Source organism: Streptomyces sp. NBRC 110028 (genome assembly GCF_001417735.1).
Classification (GTDB): domain Bacteria; phylum Actinomycetota; class Actinomycetes; order Streptomycetales; family Streptomycetaceae; genus Streptomyces.
Genome location: NZ_BBUZ01000028.1, coordinates 146,692 through 161,438 on the forward strand (window position 1 = coordinate 146,692; position 14,747 = coordinate 161,438).

Genomic DNA, 14,747 nt, shown 5'->3' on the forward strand with positions numbered 1-14,747 from the left:
TCGGATCGTGATGTTCCGCTCCGCCCGAACCGTCACCGCGGGCCCTTCGGATGACCCACAGGCTCGCTTTCGCCCCGGCCCGGTGTCCGCCCCTGGCGGTACGGTCGGTGCATGCTCAAACTCGCGGTGGTCGAAGGGGTTCTGGAGCGGATCACCTACGCCAATGAGGAGAACGGGTACACGGTCGCCCGGGTCGACACCGGCCGTGGTTCGGGCGATCTGCTGACCGTCGTCGGCTCGCTGCTGGGCGCACAGCCGGGCGAGTCGCTGCGGATGGAGGGCCGCTGGGGTTCCCATCCGCAATATGGCAAACAGTTCACCGTCGAGAACTACCGGACCGTCCTGCCCGCCACCGTGCAGGGCATCCGGCGCTATCTCGGATCGGGTCTCATCAAGGGCATCGGCCCCCGGATCGCCGACCGGATCACCGAGCACTTCGGCGTCGACACCCTCGACGTCATCGAGGAGCAGCCGAAGCGGCTGATCGAGGTCCCCGGCCTCGGCCCCAAGCGGACGAAGATGATTGCCGCGGCCTGGGAGGAGCAGAAGGCCATCAAGGAGGTGATGGTCTTCCTCCAGGGTGTCGGAGTCTCCACCTCCATCGCGGTGCGGATCTACAAGAAGTACGACGACGCGTCGATCGCGGTAGTGAAGAACGAGCCGTATCGGCTGGCCGCCGACGTCTGGGGCATCGGCTTCCTCACCGCCGACAAGATCGCCCAATCGGTCGGCATCCCGCATGACAGCCCCGACCGGGTCAAGGCCGGTCTGCAGTACGCGCTGTCCCAGTCCGCCGATCAGGGCCACTGCTACCTCCCCGAGGAGCAACTGATCGCCGATGCCGTGAAGTTGCTCCAGGTCGACACCGGTCTGGTCATCGACTGCCTGGGCGAGCTGGCGGCCGAGGACGAGGGCGTGGTGCGCGAACCGGTGCCGGGCCCGGAGGACGGCGAGCCGGTCTCGGCGGTCTATCTCGTGCCCTTCCACCGCGCCGAGATCTCGCTGGCCGGTCAGGTGCGGCGGCTGCTGCGCACCGAGGAGGACCGGATGCCCGCCTTCCAGGGCGTGGACTGGGACGCGGCGCTGGGCTGGCTCGCGGGGCGCACCGGCGCCGACCTGGCCCCCGAGCAGAGCCAGGCGGTGCGGCTCGCGCTCACCGAGAAGGTCGCGGTGCTCACCGGCGGCCCCGGCTGCGGCAAGTCCTTCACCGTGCGGTCCGTGGTGGAGCTGGCCCGCGCCAAGAAGGCCAAGGTGGTGCTCGCGGCCCCCACCGGCCGGGCCGCCAAGCGGCTCGCCGAGCTGACCGGGGCCGAGGCGTCCACGGTGCACCGGCTGCTGGAGCTGAGGCCCGGCGGGGACGCGGCGTACGACAAGGACCGCCCGCTGGACGCCGACCTGGTGGTCGTCGACGAGGCGTCGATGCTCGATCTGCTGCTGGCCAACAAGCTGGTCAAGGCGGTCCCGCCGGGCGCCCATCTGCTGTTCGTGGGGGATGTGGACCAGCTGCCGAGCGTCGGCGCCGGGGAGGTGCTGCGGGATCTGCTGGCCGACGGCAGCCCGGTGCCGGCCATCCGGCTGACCCGGATCTTCCGCCAGGCGCAGCAGTCCGGGGTGGTCACCAACGCCCACCGGATCAATTCCGGCGCCCCGCCGATCACGCGGGGCCTGTCGGACTTCTTCCTCTTCGTGGAGGACGACACGGAGGAGGCCGGGCGGCTCACGGTGGATGTCGCGGCCCGCCGCGTGCCCGCGAAGTTCGGCCTCGACCCCCGCCGTGACGTGCAGGTCCTCGCCCCGATGCACCGTGGCCCGGCGGGCGCGGGCACGCTCAACGGACTGTTGCAGCAGGCCATCACCCCGGCCCGGCCGGACCTGCCGGAGCGGCGTTTCGGCGGCCGGGTCTTCCGTGTCGGCGACAAGGTGACGCAGATCCGCAACAATTATGAGAAAGGGGCCAACGGGGTCTTCAACGGCACGGTTGGAGTCGTCACCTCCCTCGATACCGATGAGCAGCGGCTGACCGTGCTGACGGACGAGGACGAGGAGGTGCCGTACGACTTCGACGAGCTGGACGAGCTGGCTCACGCCTATGCGGTGACCATCCACCGCTCCCAGGGCAGTGAGTACCCGGCCGTCGTGATCCCGGTGACCACCGGGGCCTGGATGATGTTGCAGCGGAACCTGCTGTATACGGCCGTGACCCGGGCCAAGCGCCTTGTGGTGCTGGTCGGATCGCGCCGCGCGCTCGGGCAGGCGGTGCGTACGGTCTCGGCGGGCAGACGCTGTACGGCGCTGGATCACCGGCTCGGCGGGGCATAGGAGTCGAGTGTGTCAAGAGGGTTTCCGAACGGTGACGAACGGGGCAGGATGGCCGTGGAGGCGGCACTGAGTGCCGCCAAAAGGCCCTTCAGTCGACCCCGAGTGCAGCTTCATCACCCGAGTAGGGGAAGGTGGGGGGAGTCAGGGCACCTCGAGGAAGAGAACCAGACGTCGGTGAGGGATGACGTGAGCGACAACTCTGTAGTACTGCGGTACGGAGACGACGAATACACCTACCCGGTGGTCGACAGCACCGTCGGCGACAAGGGCTTCGACATCGGCAAGCTGCGCGCCCAGACCGGTCTGGTGACCCTGGACTCCGGTTACGGCAACACCGCCGCGTACAAGTCCGGCATCACCTACCTGGACGGTGAGCAGGGCATTCTGCGGTACCGCGGGTACCCCATCGAGCAGCTGGCGGAGCGCGCCTCCTTCCTGGAGACGGCCTTCCTTCTGATCAACGGTGAGCTGCCGACGGTCGACGAACTGGCCGCGTTCCGTGAGGACATCACCCGCCACACGCTGCTCCACGAGGACGTCAAACGGTTCTACGACGGCTTCCCGCGGGACGCGCACCCGATGGCGATGCTGTCCTCCGTGGTCAGCGCGCTGTCGACGTTCTACCAGGACAGCCATAACCCGTTCGACGAGAAGCAGCGCAACCTGTCGACGATCCGGCTGCTGGCCAAGCTGCCGACCATCGCGGCGTACGCGTACAAGAAGTCGGTGGGTCACCCGTTCGTCTACCCGCGCAACGACCTCGGTTACGTCGAGAACTTCCTGCGCATGACCTTCTCGGTCCCGGCGCAGGAGTACGAGCTGGACCCGGTCGTGGTCAGCGCGCTCGACAAGCTGCTGATCCTGCACGCCGACCACGAGCAGAACTGTTCGACCTCGACGGTCCGGCTCGTCGGCTCCTCGCAGGCCAACATGTTCGCCTCCATCTCGGCGGGCATCAACGCCCTGTGGGGCCCCCTGCACGGCGGCGCCAACCAGTCGGTGCTGGAGATGCTGGAGGGCATCCAGGCGTCCGGCAGCGATGTCGACACCTTCATCCGCAAGGTGAAGAACAAGGAAGACGGCGTGAAGCTCATGGGCTTCGGGCACCGCGTCTACAAGAACTTCGACCCCCGGGCGAAGATCATCAAGTCGGCGGCGCACGATGTCCTCTCCGCGCTCGGCAAGTCCGACGAGCTGCTCGACATCGCGCTCAAGCTCGAGGAGCACGCGCTCGCCGACGACTACTTCGTGGAGCGCAAGCTCTACCCGAACGTGGACTTCTACACCGGTCTGATCTACCGGGCGATGGGCTTCCCGACCGAGATGTTCACCGTGCTGTTCGCGCTCGGCCGGCTGCCGGGCTGGATCGCCCAGTGGCACGAGATGATCAAGGAGCCGGGCTCCCGCATCGGCCGCCCGCGCCAGATCTACACGGGCGTCGTCGAGCGCGACTTCGTCCCGGTGGAGCAGCGCTAGGGTTCTGGCAGAGCCCCAGGGTGCCCCCGTCTGACCGGCCGGGGGCACTTTCGCGCTCGGGTGCCCCGTTCTTCCGGCGAGTGAGCCGAAGGCCGGCCGAGCCTCAAAAGAAGCGAGAAGCGCCCCGCTTCCGATCCCCCCACGGGTCGGAGCGGGGCGCTTCCCTTGTCCCGGTTCGGATTCCCCCCACGGGATCCGGCCCGGGCGTTCTGTGGGCCGTACGGGCTCGTACGGACGCGATCTGCCGGGACGCGTACGTACGGGAGGGCCGCTCAAAGCTCCCCGAGTACGTCGCCCCGGCCACGCGTAGCAGGATGCGTCCCCCAAGACGTATCCCCACCGTCCCATTAGACTCGCGACCCGCCTCAATGGTTACGTTGGGTTGCCTGTGATCTGCGTCTCTTGCCATATGGGGGCGTAAAAGGGCAAGAGCCCCGATTTAAAATTCGAGGCTCTTGTGTATGGGTGTTGTGTGGCTTATGGGGACTTGGTGGAGACCGTGGACGCCGTGAAGGAACGCAGTCGCAGACTGTTGCTCACGACGAACACGGAGGAGAACGCCATCGCGGCGCCCGCGATCATCGGGTTGAGCAGACCGGCCGCGGCGAGCGGCAGCGCGGCGATGTTGTAGGCGAACGCCCAGAACAGGTTGCCCTTGATGATGGCGAGGGTCCGGCGGGCCAGCCGGATCGCGTCGGCGGCCACGCGCAGGTCGCCCCGGACGAGGGTGAGGTCGCCGGCCTCGATCGCCGCGTCCGTCCCGGTGCCCATGGCGAGGCCGAGGTCGGCGGTGGCCAGGGCGGCGGCGTCGTTGACCCCGTCGCCGACCATGGCGACCGTCCGGCCCTCGTCCTGCAGCCGCTTCACGACGTCGACCTTGTCCTGGGGCAGGACGCCGGCGATGATCTCGTCGATGCCGACCTCGCGGGCGACCGACTCGGCCACACGCCGGTTGTCGCCGGTGAGCAGCACCGGGGTGAGTCCGAGGGCGCGCAGCCGGGTGACGGCTTCGGCGCTGGTCTCCTTGACGGCGTCGGCGACGGTGAGGACGCCGCGGGCGTGCCCGTCCCAGGCGACGGCGACCGCCGTGTGGCCTTCCGCCTCGGCCGCGGCCTTGGCGGTCGCCAGGTCCTCCGGCAGTTCGATGGACCACTGGGCGAGCAGCGTGTCGCGGCCGACGAGCACCGCGTGGCCGTCGACGACGCCCCGGACGCCGAGCCCGGGCTCGGACGCGAAGCTCTCGGGCGCCGGGAGCGTCCCGGTGCGCTCGGCCGCGCCGTCGGCGATGGCGCGGGCGATGGGATGCTCACTGGCGTGCTCCACGGCGCCCGCGAGCCGCAGCAGCTCGTCCTCGCCGGTGCGCTGGGCGGGGATGATCTGGTGCAGCCGCATCCTGCCGGTGGTCACCGTGCCGGTCTTGTCGAGGACGACGGTGTCCACCCGGCGGGTCGACTCCAGCACTTCGGGGCCCTTGATGAGGATGCCCAGCTGGGCGCCGCGGCCGGTGCCGACCATGAGCGCGGTCGGGGTGGCCAGGCCCAGGGCGCACGGGCAGGCGATGATCAGAACGGCGACGGCGGCGGTGAAGGCGGCGGTCGCGTCGTTCGTCGTCAGCCACCAGGCCAGCAGGGTGCCCACGGCGATCAGCAGCACGATCGGCACGAAGACGGCGGAGATCCGGTCGGCGATCCGCTGTACCTCCGCCTTGCCGTTCTGCGCGTCCTCCACCAGGCGGGTCATCCGGGACAGCTGGGTGTCGGCGCCCACCCGGGTGGCCTCCACGACGACGCGGCCCGCCGTGTTGACGGTCGCGCCCGCGACCGTGTCACCGACCGCGACGTCCACCGGTACGGATTCACCGGTCAGCATCGAGGCGTCGACGGCGGAGCTGCCCTCGACCACCGTGCCATCCGTGGCGATCTTCTCGCCGGGACGTACGACGAAGCGGTCCCCGACTGCCAGGTCGCGCACCGGGATCCGTACTTCCCCTCCTCCGCGCAGGACGGCGACGTCCTTGGCGCCCAGCTCCAGCAGTGCGCGCAGCGCCGCCCCCGCCCGCCGCTTGGACTTCGCCTCCAGATAGCGGCCGATGAGGATGAAGGTGGTGACCCCGGCGGCCGCCTCCAGATAGATCGAGGACGAGCCGCCCGCACGGGTGACGGTGAGGTCGAAGCCGTGCCGCATGCCGGTCATGCCCGCGTCGCCGAAGAACAGGGCCCACAGGGACCAGCCGAGCGCCGCGAGGGTGCCGAGGGAGACCAGGGTGTCCATGGTGGCCGCACCGTGCCGGGCATTGGTCCAGGCGGCCTTGTGGAAGGGGGCCCCGCCCCAGACGACGACCGGCGCGGCGAGGGTGAGGGAGAGCCACTGCCAGTTGTCGAACTGGAGCGAGGGCACCATCGCCAGCACCACGACGGGCAGGGACAGGGCGAGCGAGACGAGCACGCGGTGGCGCAGCGGGTCGTGCCGGCCCGGCGCCGGGGCCGTGGTCTCGGCGCTGTCGGGGGCGGGCTCGGGCTCCGGCTCGGCGGGGGGCGGTTCCTCGGCGGTGTAGCCGGTCTTGATGACCGTGGCGATGAGGTCCGCCACCTCGACGCCGCTGCCGTAGGACACCTGGGCCTTCTCGGTGGCGAAGTTCACCGTGGCGGTGACGCCGTCCAGCCGGTTGAGCTTCTTCTCGATGCGCGCCGCGCAGGAAGCGCAGGTCATGCCGCCGATGGCCAGCTCGACCCGCGTCTGGTGCCCGGCGTCGGGAGCCGTGATGGTCATGCGAGCTCGTAACCTGCCTCGTCGACGGCGGCGCGGACGGCCGTCTCGTCCAGCGGGGCGGCCGAGACGACGGTGACCTGGCCGGTGGAGGCCACGGCCTTGACGGAGCTGACGCCGTCGAGGGCGCCGATTTCCTCGGCGACGGCACCCTCGCAGTGGCCGCAGGTCATGCCGGTCACCTGGTAGACGGCGGTGACGGTGTTCGCCTCGGAACTCATGGATTTCTCCTCTGTGGGTGAGTGGCTGACGGTGCGCGAGGGGCGCCGGTTGGCGCAGCGCCTCCTGCCCTTTCAACTTTATACCCCTAGGGGGTATTCCCGGAAGTCGGGGGTGCGACCGCTCTCGACAGGGGGGTCAGTGCCGGGCGGATGCCGCCTCGGTGCCGATGGCGGGGGCCAGGTACCCGTAAAGGCAGGCCTTCATCTCGGTGATGTACGCCGCCTGCTCCTCGCCCTCGTGGGAGAGGATCAGCTCCAGCCCGGCCTTGAACAACGCGAACGCCATGTTCGCGACGCGCGTGCGGCGCTCCGCGGGCAGCTCGGGGGCGTAGGTGCCGATCAGCTCCTCGACCCGGGCCTGCAGCGCGGCGTGGAGCGCGGCGTGCTCCTCGGTGACCGCGCCCGGGGTGTCGGAGGAGCGGATCAGGGTGAGGAGGACGGGATTGGCGCGGTTGAACTCGATCAGCGGGTCGAGGACCACGTCCAGCATCTCGCCGAGCGGCAGGGCGGCGTTCTCGTCGGTGAAGGCCACGCCGTGGGCGTCCCGCATCTGCCGGGTGAGGCGGTCGCCCAGCTCGACGGCGATGGCCTCCTTGTTCGGGAAGAACTGGTACAGCGTGCCGGGGGAGACCCCGGCCTCGCGGGCGATCGCGTTGGTGCTCGCGGAGGTGTAGCCGATGCGGCAGAAGACGCTGGCGGCGGCCTCCAGCAGCTGCTGGATCCGGCGCTCACCGCGCGCCTGCCTGCGGCGAGGGTTCGCGGGTCGGTCTACCTGGCTCTCGGTCACAATCCACAGCTTCCCATGTGCGATTGACAAACACGAGTGGCCGCTCGCATTCTTGAGAAATGCGAGCGGTCGCTCGTATTTGCCGCTCCGTGGCAATCGGCGACCCATGCTGCCTGCCTGCCCGAGCGGGGCCGGCCGCATGGGCACAGGTGAAGGGGACACCGCGTCATGACCGATGTCAATCGGCCGCCCGGCGAGCGGATCGGAGGATGGACCCGCCTGGTCACCGCCAGGCCGCGGCTGTCCCTGCTGGTCGCCCTGCTCTTCACGGCGCTCGCCGTCGTGGCCGGGAGCGGAGTCGCCGACCGGCTGTCCGGCGGCGGCTGGGAGGACCCGGCGGCCCAGTCCTCGTACGCCACCAAGGCGCTGGAGAAGCGCTTCCCCGCCTCCCAGCCCAACCTCATCCTGCTCGTCGACAGCGGCGGCAAGAAGGTGGACGACCCGGCGGTCGCCGCCGAGGCCCGGGCGCTCGCCAAGAAGCTCGCGGGCGAGAAGGCGGTCACCGGCGTCACCTCCTACTGGGACACCGGCGCGTCCGCCCTGCGCAGCAAGGACCGCGGTGAGGCGATCATCGCCGCGCGCATCACCGGCGACGAGACGGCCGCGGGCAAGGCGCTGGAGCGCATCGCCCCCGACTACCGCGGACAGCACGGACCGGTCGAGGTCTCCGTCGGCGGACCGGTCGCGGTCAAGCAGGAGATGCAGACCACCATTCAGGAAGACCTGCTGCGCGCCGAGATGATGGCCCTGCCCGTCACCCTGGTGCTGCTCGTCATGGTCTTCGGCAGCGCGGTGGCCGCCCTGCTGCCGCTCGGCATCGGCGTCATCGCCATCCTGGGCACCGACGCCGTGCTGCGCGTGCTCACCGAGTTCACCGATGTCTCGGTCTTCGCGCAGAACCTGACCACCGCGCTCGGCCTCGGGCTCGCCATCGACTACGCCCTGTTCATCGTGCGGCGCTTCCGCGAAGAGCTGTCGGCGGGCGGGGAGACGCTTCCGGCCGTCGCCGCCACCCTGCGCACCGCCGGGCGGACCGTGCTCTTCTCGGCGCTGACCGTCGCCGTCTCGCTCGCCGCGATGATGGTCTTCCCGCAGTACTTCCTGCGCTCCTTCGCCTACGCGGGCATCGCCGTGGTCCTCATCGCCGCGGCCGCCGCCCTGGTCGTGCTGCCCGCCGCGCTCGCCCTGCTCGGCGCCCGGGTCAACAAGTGGGACCTCACCCGGCTGCTGCGCCGCGGCCGCCCCGCCGGTCGAGCGGCCGCCGGGACGGACACCGGGACCGCCACCGGGACCGCCGCCGACCGGGCCGAACCGGGCGCGGGCTGGGGGCGGTTGGCCCGGCTGGTCATGCGGCGCGCCCCGGTCTTCGCGCTGGCCACCGTCGCCGGGCTGGTGGCACTGGGGCTGCCGTTCCTGCGGGTGGAGTTCGGCGCCGCGGACGACCGCCAGCTGCCCTCCGGCGCCGAGTCCCACGTGGTCCAGCAGCACATCCGGGACGGCTTCGCGGGCGGACCCGGCGGCGGGGTGGAGATCCTCGCCGAGGGCGAGCCCGGTGCCGCCGCGCTCGCCGACTACAGCGCCAAGGTCTCCGCCCTCCCCGGAGTGCTGCGGGTGGACAGCCCGGCCGGGCACTTCGCGGACGGCCGCCAGGTGGGCAAGCCCGGCCCGGCCGAGGCGGCGCGCGCGGCGGGCGGCGCGGCGTATCTCAGCGTGCAGCCCAAGGGCGAGGGCGTGGAGCCCGCCACCCAGGACCTGGTGCGGGACATCCGGGCCCAGAATCCCCCGTTCCGCACCTCGGTGACCGGCACCGCCGCCGTCGTGGTGGACACCAAGGAGTCCCTGGGCGACCGCGCCCCCTGGGCAGGCGCGATCATCATCGCCGTCACCCTGCTGCTGGTCTTCCTGCTCACCGGAAGCGTGCTGATCCCGCTCCAGGCCGTGCTGCTCAACGCGCTCAGCCTCACCGCGATGTTCGGTGCCATGGTGTGGGTCTTCCAGGAGGGGCATTTGTCCGGGCCGCTGTCGTTCACCAGCTCCGGCGACATAGAGACCACCCTGCCGGTGCTGATGTTCTGCGTCGCCTTCGGGCTCTCCATGGACTACGGCGTCTTCCTGCTCTCCCGGATCAAGGAGGAGTACGAGCGCACGGGGGACCATGAGGCGGCGGTGGAGTTCGGGCTGCGGCGCACCGGCGGGCTGATCACCGCGGCGGCGCTGATCCTGGCCGTGGTCATGGTGGCCATCGGCACCTCCCGGGTCACCAACACCAAGATGCTCGGCCTCGGTATCGCCCTGGCCGTGCTGATGGACGCGATGGTGGTGCGCAGTCTGCTGGTACCGGCGGTGATGAAGCTGACTGGCCGGGCCACTTGGTGGGCCCCGGGCCCGCTGCGGCGGCTGCACACCCGGTTCGGGCTGAGCGAAGGGGAGTCCGCGCCCTCGTCCGGCGCTCCCTCCGGTGGCTCTCCGGGCGGCGGTGGCTCTCCGGGCGGCACCTCCGAAGACCCCGGCGGGAAGGCGGACGGGGACGCGGGCTCCGGGCAGGAGAAGGGCCGCCGCCGGGACCGGGCGAGCGCCCGCTGACCCACCGCTGCGCCCGGCGCGATCCGCACGGCACTCACTGGTCCTTGCCCTCGCGGCGGGCGCGGCGGTTGCCGGGTCTGCGGGCCACCCAGGCCCGGACGGTGTCCGCGTACCAATACGGCTTGCCGCCCTCCACCAGGTCGGGGGGCGGCATGTGACCGTGCTTGCGATAGGACCGTACGGTGTCGGTCCGCACACCGATATGTGCGGCGATCTCCTTGTAGGACCACAGCCTTCGATCGGTCATCACTCGCGCCCTTTCACTCGGCCTGTGTCCGGTGAACGACGCCGGGTGACGGGCGGCTAGGGGCTGTTGAGCACCTGTGACGTAAGCCGCGCGGAGATGTGACGGCTGTGACCGCCGGGTGACGCGCGGGCCCGGGGGCCGGCCCGGGGGTCAGTGCTCCAGCTCGGACATCCGTCTGGTGATCTCGGCGAGCCGCACCGGGCGGTGCTCCAGCCGGGACAGCTCGCACGCCTCGGCCACCAGCAGCGCGGAGAGCGCCTGCCGGCCGGAGCACGGGTTGGGCGCCTCGCCCCGGGCCGCCGCGACGAAGGCCGCCAGCTCCGCCCGGTAGGCGGCTTCGAACCGCTCCAGGAAGTTGGCCCAGGGCCGGGCGGGCCCGGGGGGACCGCCCGGTTCGGCCGAGGTGAAGGGCGTACGGTCGTCCAGGCCGACCACGAACTGGTCGCGGTCCCCGGACAGTTCCATCCGTACGTCGTAGCCGGCCCCGTTGTAGCGGGTGGCGGTCGCGGTGACCAGTGTGCCGTCGTCCAGGGTGAGCAGCGCCGCCGCCGTGTCGACGTCGCCCGCCTCGCGGAAGAAGGCCGCGCCACCGTCCGAACCGGAGGCGAACACCTCCACCACCTCGCGGCCCGTCAGCCAGCGCACGGCGTCGAAGTCGTGCACCAGACAGTCCCGGATCAGCCCGCCCGAGTGGGGCAGGAACTCCGGCGGCGGGGGCGCGGCGTCGGAGGTGATCGCCCGCAGGGTGTGCACCCGGCCGAGCCGCCCGTCCCGCAGTGCCTCCCGCGCCGCCAGATATCCGGCGTCGAACCGGCGCTGGAACCCCATCTGGAGCATGGTCCCCGCCCGTTCGACCTCGCCCAGTGCGCGGACCGTGCCCGCGAGGTCCAGGGCGATGGGCTTCTCGCAGTACGTGGGCAGGCCGGCGCGCGCCGCCCGGGTGATCAGCTCGGCGTGGGTGACGGTCGGGGTGGCGATCACCAGGGCGTCGATGCCGCCTTCGAAGACCGCGTCCACCGACGCGGCGGCCCGGGCGCCGACGCGCATCGCGGCGTCGGCGGCCCGCCCGGCGTCGGCGTCACCGATCAGCAGGTCGTCGACCCCGTCCGTACTGGCCAGAGCGGCGGCGTGGAAGGCGCCGATGCGGCCCGCGCCGAGGAATCCGATGCGCATGGAGGCGTGTTCCCGTCTGTCGTGACGTCCGGTGCTACTTCCAGGTGGAGAGGTACTCGTCGATCTTCTTTCGCATGAAGAGGGACGATTCGCGGGCCCGGTCCTCCCAGGCGAAGACGCAGGAGGTCAGCGTGCCGTCGAAGTCGTTGGCGCGCAGCGCGCCGAAGAGCGCGTCGAAGTCGACCTCGCCCTGCCCGATGTCCAGGTGCTGGTGGATACGGGCCGTCGAACCGGGCGGGTTGATGATGTAGCGCAGTCCCGAGGAGGCGGTGTGATCGAAGGTGTCGGCCAGATGCACATGGGTGAGCAGATCGCCCGCGTGCTTGATCAGGCCGGGGGCGTCATTGCCGTGGTGGAAGGTGTGCGGGGCGCAATAGAGGTAGGAGACCAGGGGGTGGTTGATGCCCCGGATCATGTTGATCGCCTCGTACCCCTCCTCGATGAAGTCATCGGGGTGCGGTTCCAGCGTCAGCTTGATGGACTCGCGCTCGAAGACCGGCAGCAGCTCCTCGATCGACCGCCAGAACTGGCCCTCGCTGCGGCTGGGGTCCTCGGGGCGGCCGTTGAACTCCGAGATCATGCTGTCCACGCCCAGATCGGCGGTGATCCGGATGGCCCGCTTCCAGTAGCGGACGGCGGCCTGGCGCTCGTCCTCGTCGGGTCCGGACCAGCGGAACAGCGGCAGTACGGAGGAGATCTTCACCCCGGCGGCGTCCAGCGCCTTGCGGAACTGGCGCACCGTGCCGTCGTCCACCCGCGGGTGCTTGAAGAAGGGGATGAAGTCGTCCCGGGGCGACAACTCGATGTACTCGAAGCCCAGCTCGGCGACGAGGGCCGGGAGTTCGAGCAGGGGCCCCTTGCGCAGCATGTGCGGGTCGAGTGCGATCTTCATGAGCGAGCAGAAACCTCTCGAACAGTTCGAACAGGGAGAACGCGCGGGCGTACGGAAAGGGGAGGGCGGGCCGGCCGTGGCGGCGGCCGGCCCGCCCGTAACCGTCAGGCGTAGAAGGCGGGGCGCACGACCATGTCGACGGGCGTGCGCTCACCGGTGCTCTGCGCCCGCACCCCCGCCTCGCACACGGCGGCCGCGGCGTAGCCGTCCCAGGCGCTCGGGCCCTCGACCTCGCCGCGCTTGGTGGCGTTGACCCAGGCCTGCACCTCGCGGTCGTACGCCTCCTCGAAGCGGGCCACGAAGTCGGGGGCGATCTCGCCGCCCCAGGTGCCGGGGCGGTTGACGAGCATGCCGTGGGCGTCGCCGACGCGGGCGGTGCCGCGCTCGCAGACCGCCTCGGCCTGGACCTGGTAGCCGAAGCCGCAGCTCGCGAAGATCTCGACGTTGACGATCGCGCCGCCGGTGGTCTCGAAGATCACCAGCTGGGGGTCGGCAAGCCCCTCGGGGGCGTGCGAGTTGGAGGTCGGCTTGAGCACGGTGACGTTGGTGATCTCCTGCTCCAGCAGCCAGCGCGACTGGTCCATCTCGTGCACCACGGAGTCGTTGATCAGCATCTCCGTGGTGAAGTACGAGTGCACCGAGGCGTTGCGGTGGCGGCAGTGCATCAGCAGCGGGCGGCCCAGTTCACCGGAGGCGAGCAGCGACTTGAGCTTCATGAACTCGGTGTCGTAGCGGCGCATGAAGCCGACCTGGACCCGGCGGTGGCCGAGCCGCTGCTCGGCCTCCAGCACCCGCAGCGCGGACTCCGGGTCCGGGGTCAGCGGCTTCTCGCACAGCACCGGCAGATCGTGCTCGAACGCGCTGAGCAGCGCGGCCTCGTGGGCGGGGCCGGGCGAGGCGATCAGTACCGCGTCCACGCCCGGTGCGGCCATGGCGGCGGCCGGGTCGGTGAACGCATGGCAGCCCTCGGACAGGTCGGCGACGGCCTTGGCGCGCGCCTCGTCGATGTCGACCACGGCCGCCACCCGGGCGCCGCTGATCACGTCGTTGATGCGGCGGACGTGGTCGGCGCCCATCTTGCCGGTCCCGATGACGGCGATCCCGAGGGTGCCCTGCTGGCTCATAGGTGTCTCTCTTCTCTTTCTGCTCGTCCGGAGGATCGAAAGGGGATCGAAAGGGGATCGAAAGGGGATCGAAGGCGATCGAGGGGCGGGAGGTCAGGCGCCGCAGGAGCGCAGGAAGCGGCGGGTGCGCTCGGCGATCGGGAAGGGCTGGTCGGGCGGGCAGGGGTACATGTCCTGCTCGACGATGGCGAACAGGTCCACGTCCAGCTTCTGGGCGGCCGCCAGGACCGGTTCCAGCTCCGGGACCCCCTTGGGCGGTTCGCACATCACGCCGCGCTTGACGGCCGGGCCGAACGGCACGCCGTTCTTGACCACGTCGGCCAGGATCTCCGGGTCGACCTGCTTGAGGTGGAGGTAGCCGATGCGCTCGCCGTAGGTCTCGATGAGCTTGACGCTGTCCCCGCCGCAGTAGGCGTAGTGGCCGGTGTCCAGGCAGAGGTTGACCAGGTCGGAGTCGGTGGCGTCGAGGAAGCGGGCCACGTTCTCCTCGCCGTCGATGTGGGTGTCGGCGTGCGGGTGGACGACGATGTCGAGCCCGAAGCGCTCGCGCACCTCACGGCCCAGGCGCTCCATGCCGGTGGACAGGTGGCGCCACTGCTCGGCGGTCAGCTCGGGCGGTTCGATGATCTCGGCGGTCTTGTCGTCGCGCCAGAAGGAGGGGATGACCACGAGGTGCTTCGCGTTCATGGCCCGGGTCAGCTCCGCCACCTGGGAGACGTGCTCCCAGGTGGCGTCCCAGACCTCGGGGCCGCGATGCAGGGAGGTGAAGATCGTGCCCGCCGAGACGGTGAGGTTCCGGCGGGTGATCTCCTCGGTGAGCCGGGCGGGGTCGGTCGGCAGATAGCCGTACGGGCCCAGCTCGATCCACTCGTAGCCGGCCTCCGCGACCTCGTCGAGGAAGCGCTGCCAGGGGACCTGCTGCGCGTCGTCGGGGAACCACACCCCCCATGAGTCGGGGGCCGAGCCGACCCGGATGCGGTCCAGGGCGGGGACGGGGGAGGCGGCGGCAGTCATGGAAGAGGGTCTCCTCTCGCCGGCCCTGGAGACCGGGGAAGGGGGCAGTGCGGGTCGCTTGCTCCGGGTGGTGTCCCGGCCCGCGTTTCATGCTGGTTTGGGCAGCTTTGCTGGCCGGGTCGGTGGCCGTCAAGAGTTCGTCAGG

Annotated in this window: 11 protein-coding genes; 3 read left to right on the forward strand and 8 right to left on the reverse strand. The window is 70.7% G+C overall.

The genetic code is table 11. From position 1 onward, the window contains the following. The first annotated feature begins 111 nt into the window (after nt 1–111). A complete protein-coding gene (locus ASC60_RS19830) occupies nt 112–2,319 on the forward strand; it encodes an ATP-dependent RecD-like DNA helicase (RefSeq protein WP_055552720.1) in 2,208 nt (735 codons plus the stop codon). 186 nt (nt 2,320–2,505) lie between these two features. Then, nucleotides 2,506–3,795, forward strand: a complete 1,290-nt coding sequence (locus ASC60_RS19835) for a citrate synthase (RefSeq protein ID WP_055552721.1) — start codon at nt 2,506–2,508, stop codon at nt 3,793–3,795. 477 nt (nt 3,796–4,272) lie between these two features. Here the strand turns inward: ASC60_RS19835 and ASC60_RS19840 are convergent, their stop codons facing one another. From ASC60_RS19840 to ASC60_RS19850, 3 genes are all read right to left on the reverse strand, one after another. Further along, entirely contained in the window at nt 4,273–6,564 is a 2,292-nt protein-coding gene (locus ASC60_RS19840; protein WP_055552723.1) for a cation-translocating P-type ATPase, read from the reverse strand. Beyond that, nucleotides 6,561–6,782 carry a heavy-metal-associated domain-containing protein gene (locus ASC60_RS19845; protein WP_055552725.1) on the reverse strand — a complete coding sequence of 74 codons (222 nt, stop codon included), beginning with the start codon at nt 6,780–6,782 and terminating at the stop codon, nt 6,561–6,563. The genes ASC60_RS19840 and ASC60_RS19845 overlap by 4 nt, the downstream gene beginning before the upstream one ends. 136 nt (nt 6,783–6,918) lie before the next feature. Next, nucleotides 6,919–7,569, reverse strand: coding sequence for a TetR/AcrR family transcriptional regulator (locus ASC60_RS19850; RefSeq protein WP_055552727.1), 651 nt, complete (start codon nt 7,567–7,569; stop codon nt 6,919–6,921). 168 nt (nt 7,570–7,737) lie between these two features. Between ASC60_RS19850 and ASC60_RS19855 the strand changes: the two genes are divergently transcribed. Beyond that, complete coding sequence (locus ASC60_RS19855; RefSeq protein WP_055552729.1) at nt 7,738–10,152, forward strand: MMPL family transporter; 2,415 nt, start codon at nt 7,738–7,740, stop codon at nt 10,150–10,152. A gap of 34 nt (nt 10,153–10,186) precedes the next feature. Here ASC60_RS19855 and ASC60_RS19860 read toward each other — a convergent pair whose 3' ends face one another. The 5 genes from ASC60_RS19860 to ASC60_RS19880 all read right to left on the reverse strand — a co-directional run bounded on the left by ASC60_RS19860 (nt 10,187) and on the right by ASC60_RS19880 (nt 14,602). Next, the gene (locus ASC60_RS19860) at nt 10,187–10,399 is read right to left on the reverse strand and encodes an AlpA family transcriptional regulator (RefSeq protein ID WP_055552730.1); all 213 of its coding nucleotides are present in this window, start codon (nt 10,397–10,399) and stop codon (nt 10,187–10,189) included. 150 nt (nt 10,400–10,549) lie between these two features. Further along, entirely contained in the window at nt 10,550–11,572 is a 1,023-nt protein-coding gene (locus ASC60_RS19865) for a Gfo/Idh/MocA family oxidoreductase (protein ID WP_055552732.1), read from the reverse strand. Between the two features lie 34 nt (nt 11,573–11,606). Next, complete coding sequence (locus ASC60_RS19870; protein ID WP_055552734.1) at nt 11,607–12,464, reverse strand: sugar phosphate isomerase/epimerase; 858 nt, start codon at nt 12,462–12,464, stop codon at nt 11,607–11,609. Between the two features lie 104 nt (nt 12,465–12,568). Continuing rightward, nucleotides 12,569–13,588: a Gfo/Idh/MocA family protein gene (locus ASC60_RS19875; protein WP_055552736.1), complete on the reverse strand. Its 1,020-nt coding sequence runs from the start codon at nt 13,586–13,588 to the stop codon at nt 12,569–12,571. A 93-nt stretch (nt 13,589–13,681) separates the two neighbouring features. Then, nucleotides 13,682–14,602, reverse strand: a complete 921-nt coding sequence (locus ASC60_RS19880; RefSeq protein ID WP_055552738.1) for a sugar phosphate isomerase/epimerase — start codon at nt 14,600–14,602, stop codon at nt 13,682–13,684. Between the last annotated feature and the right edge of the window lie 145 nt (nt 14,603–14,747).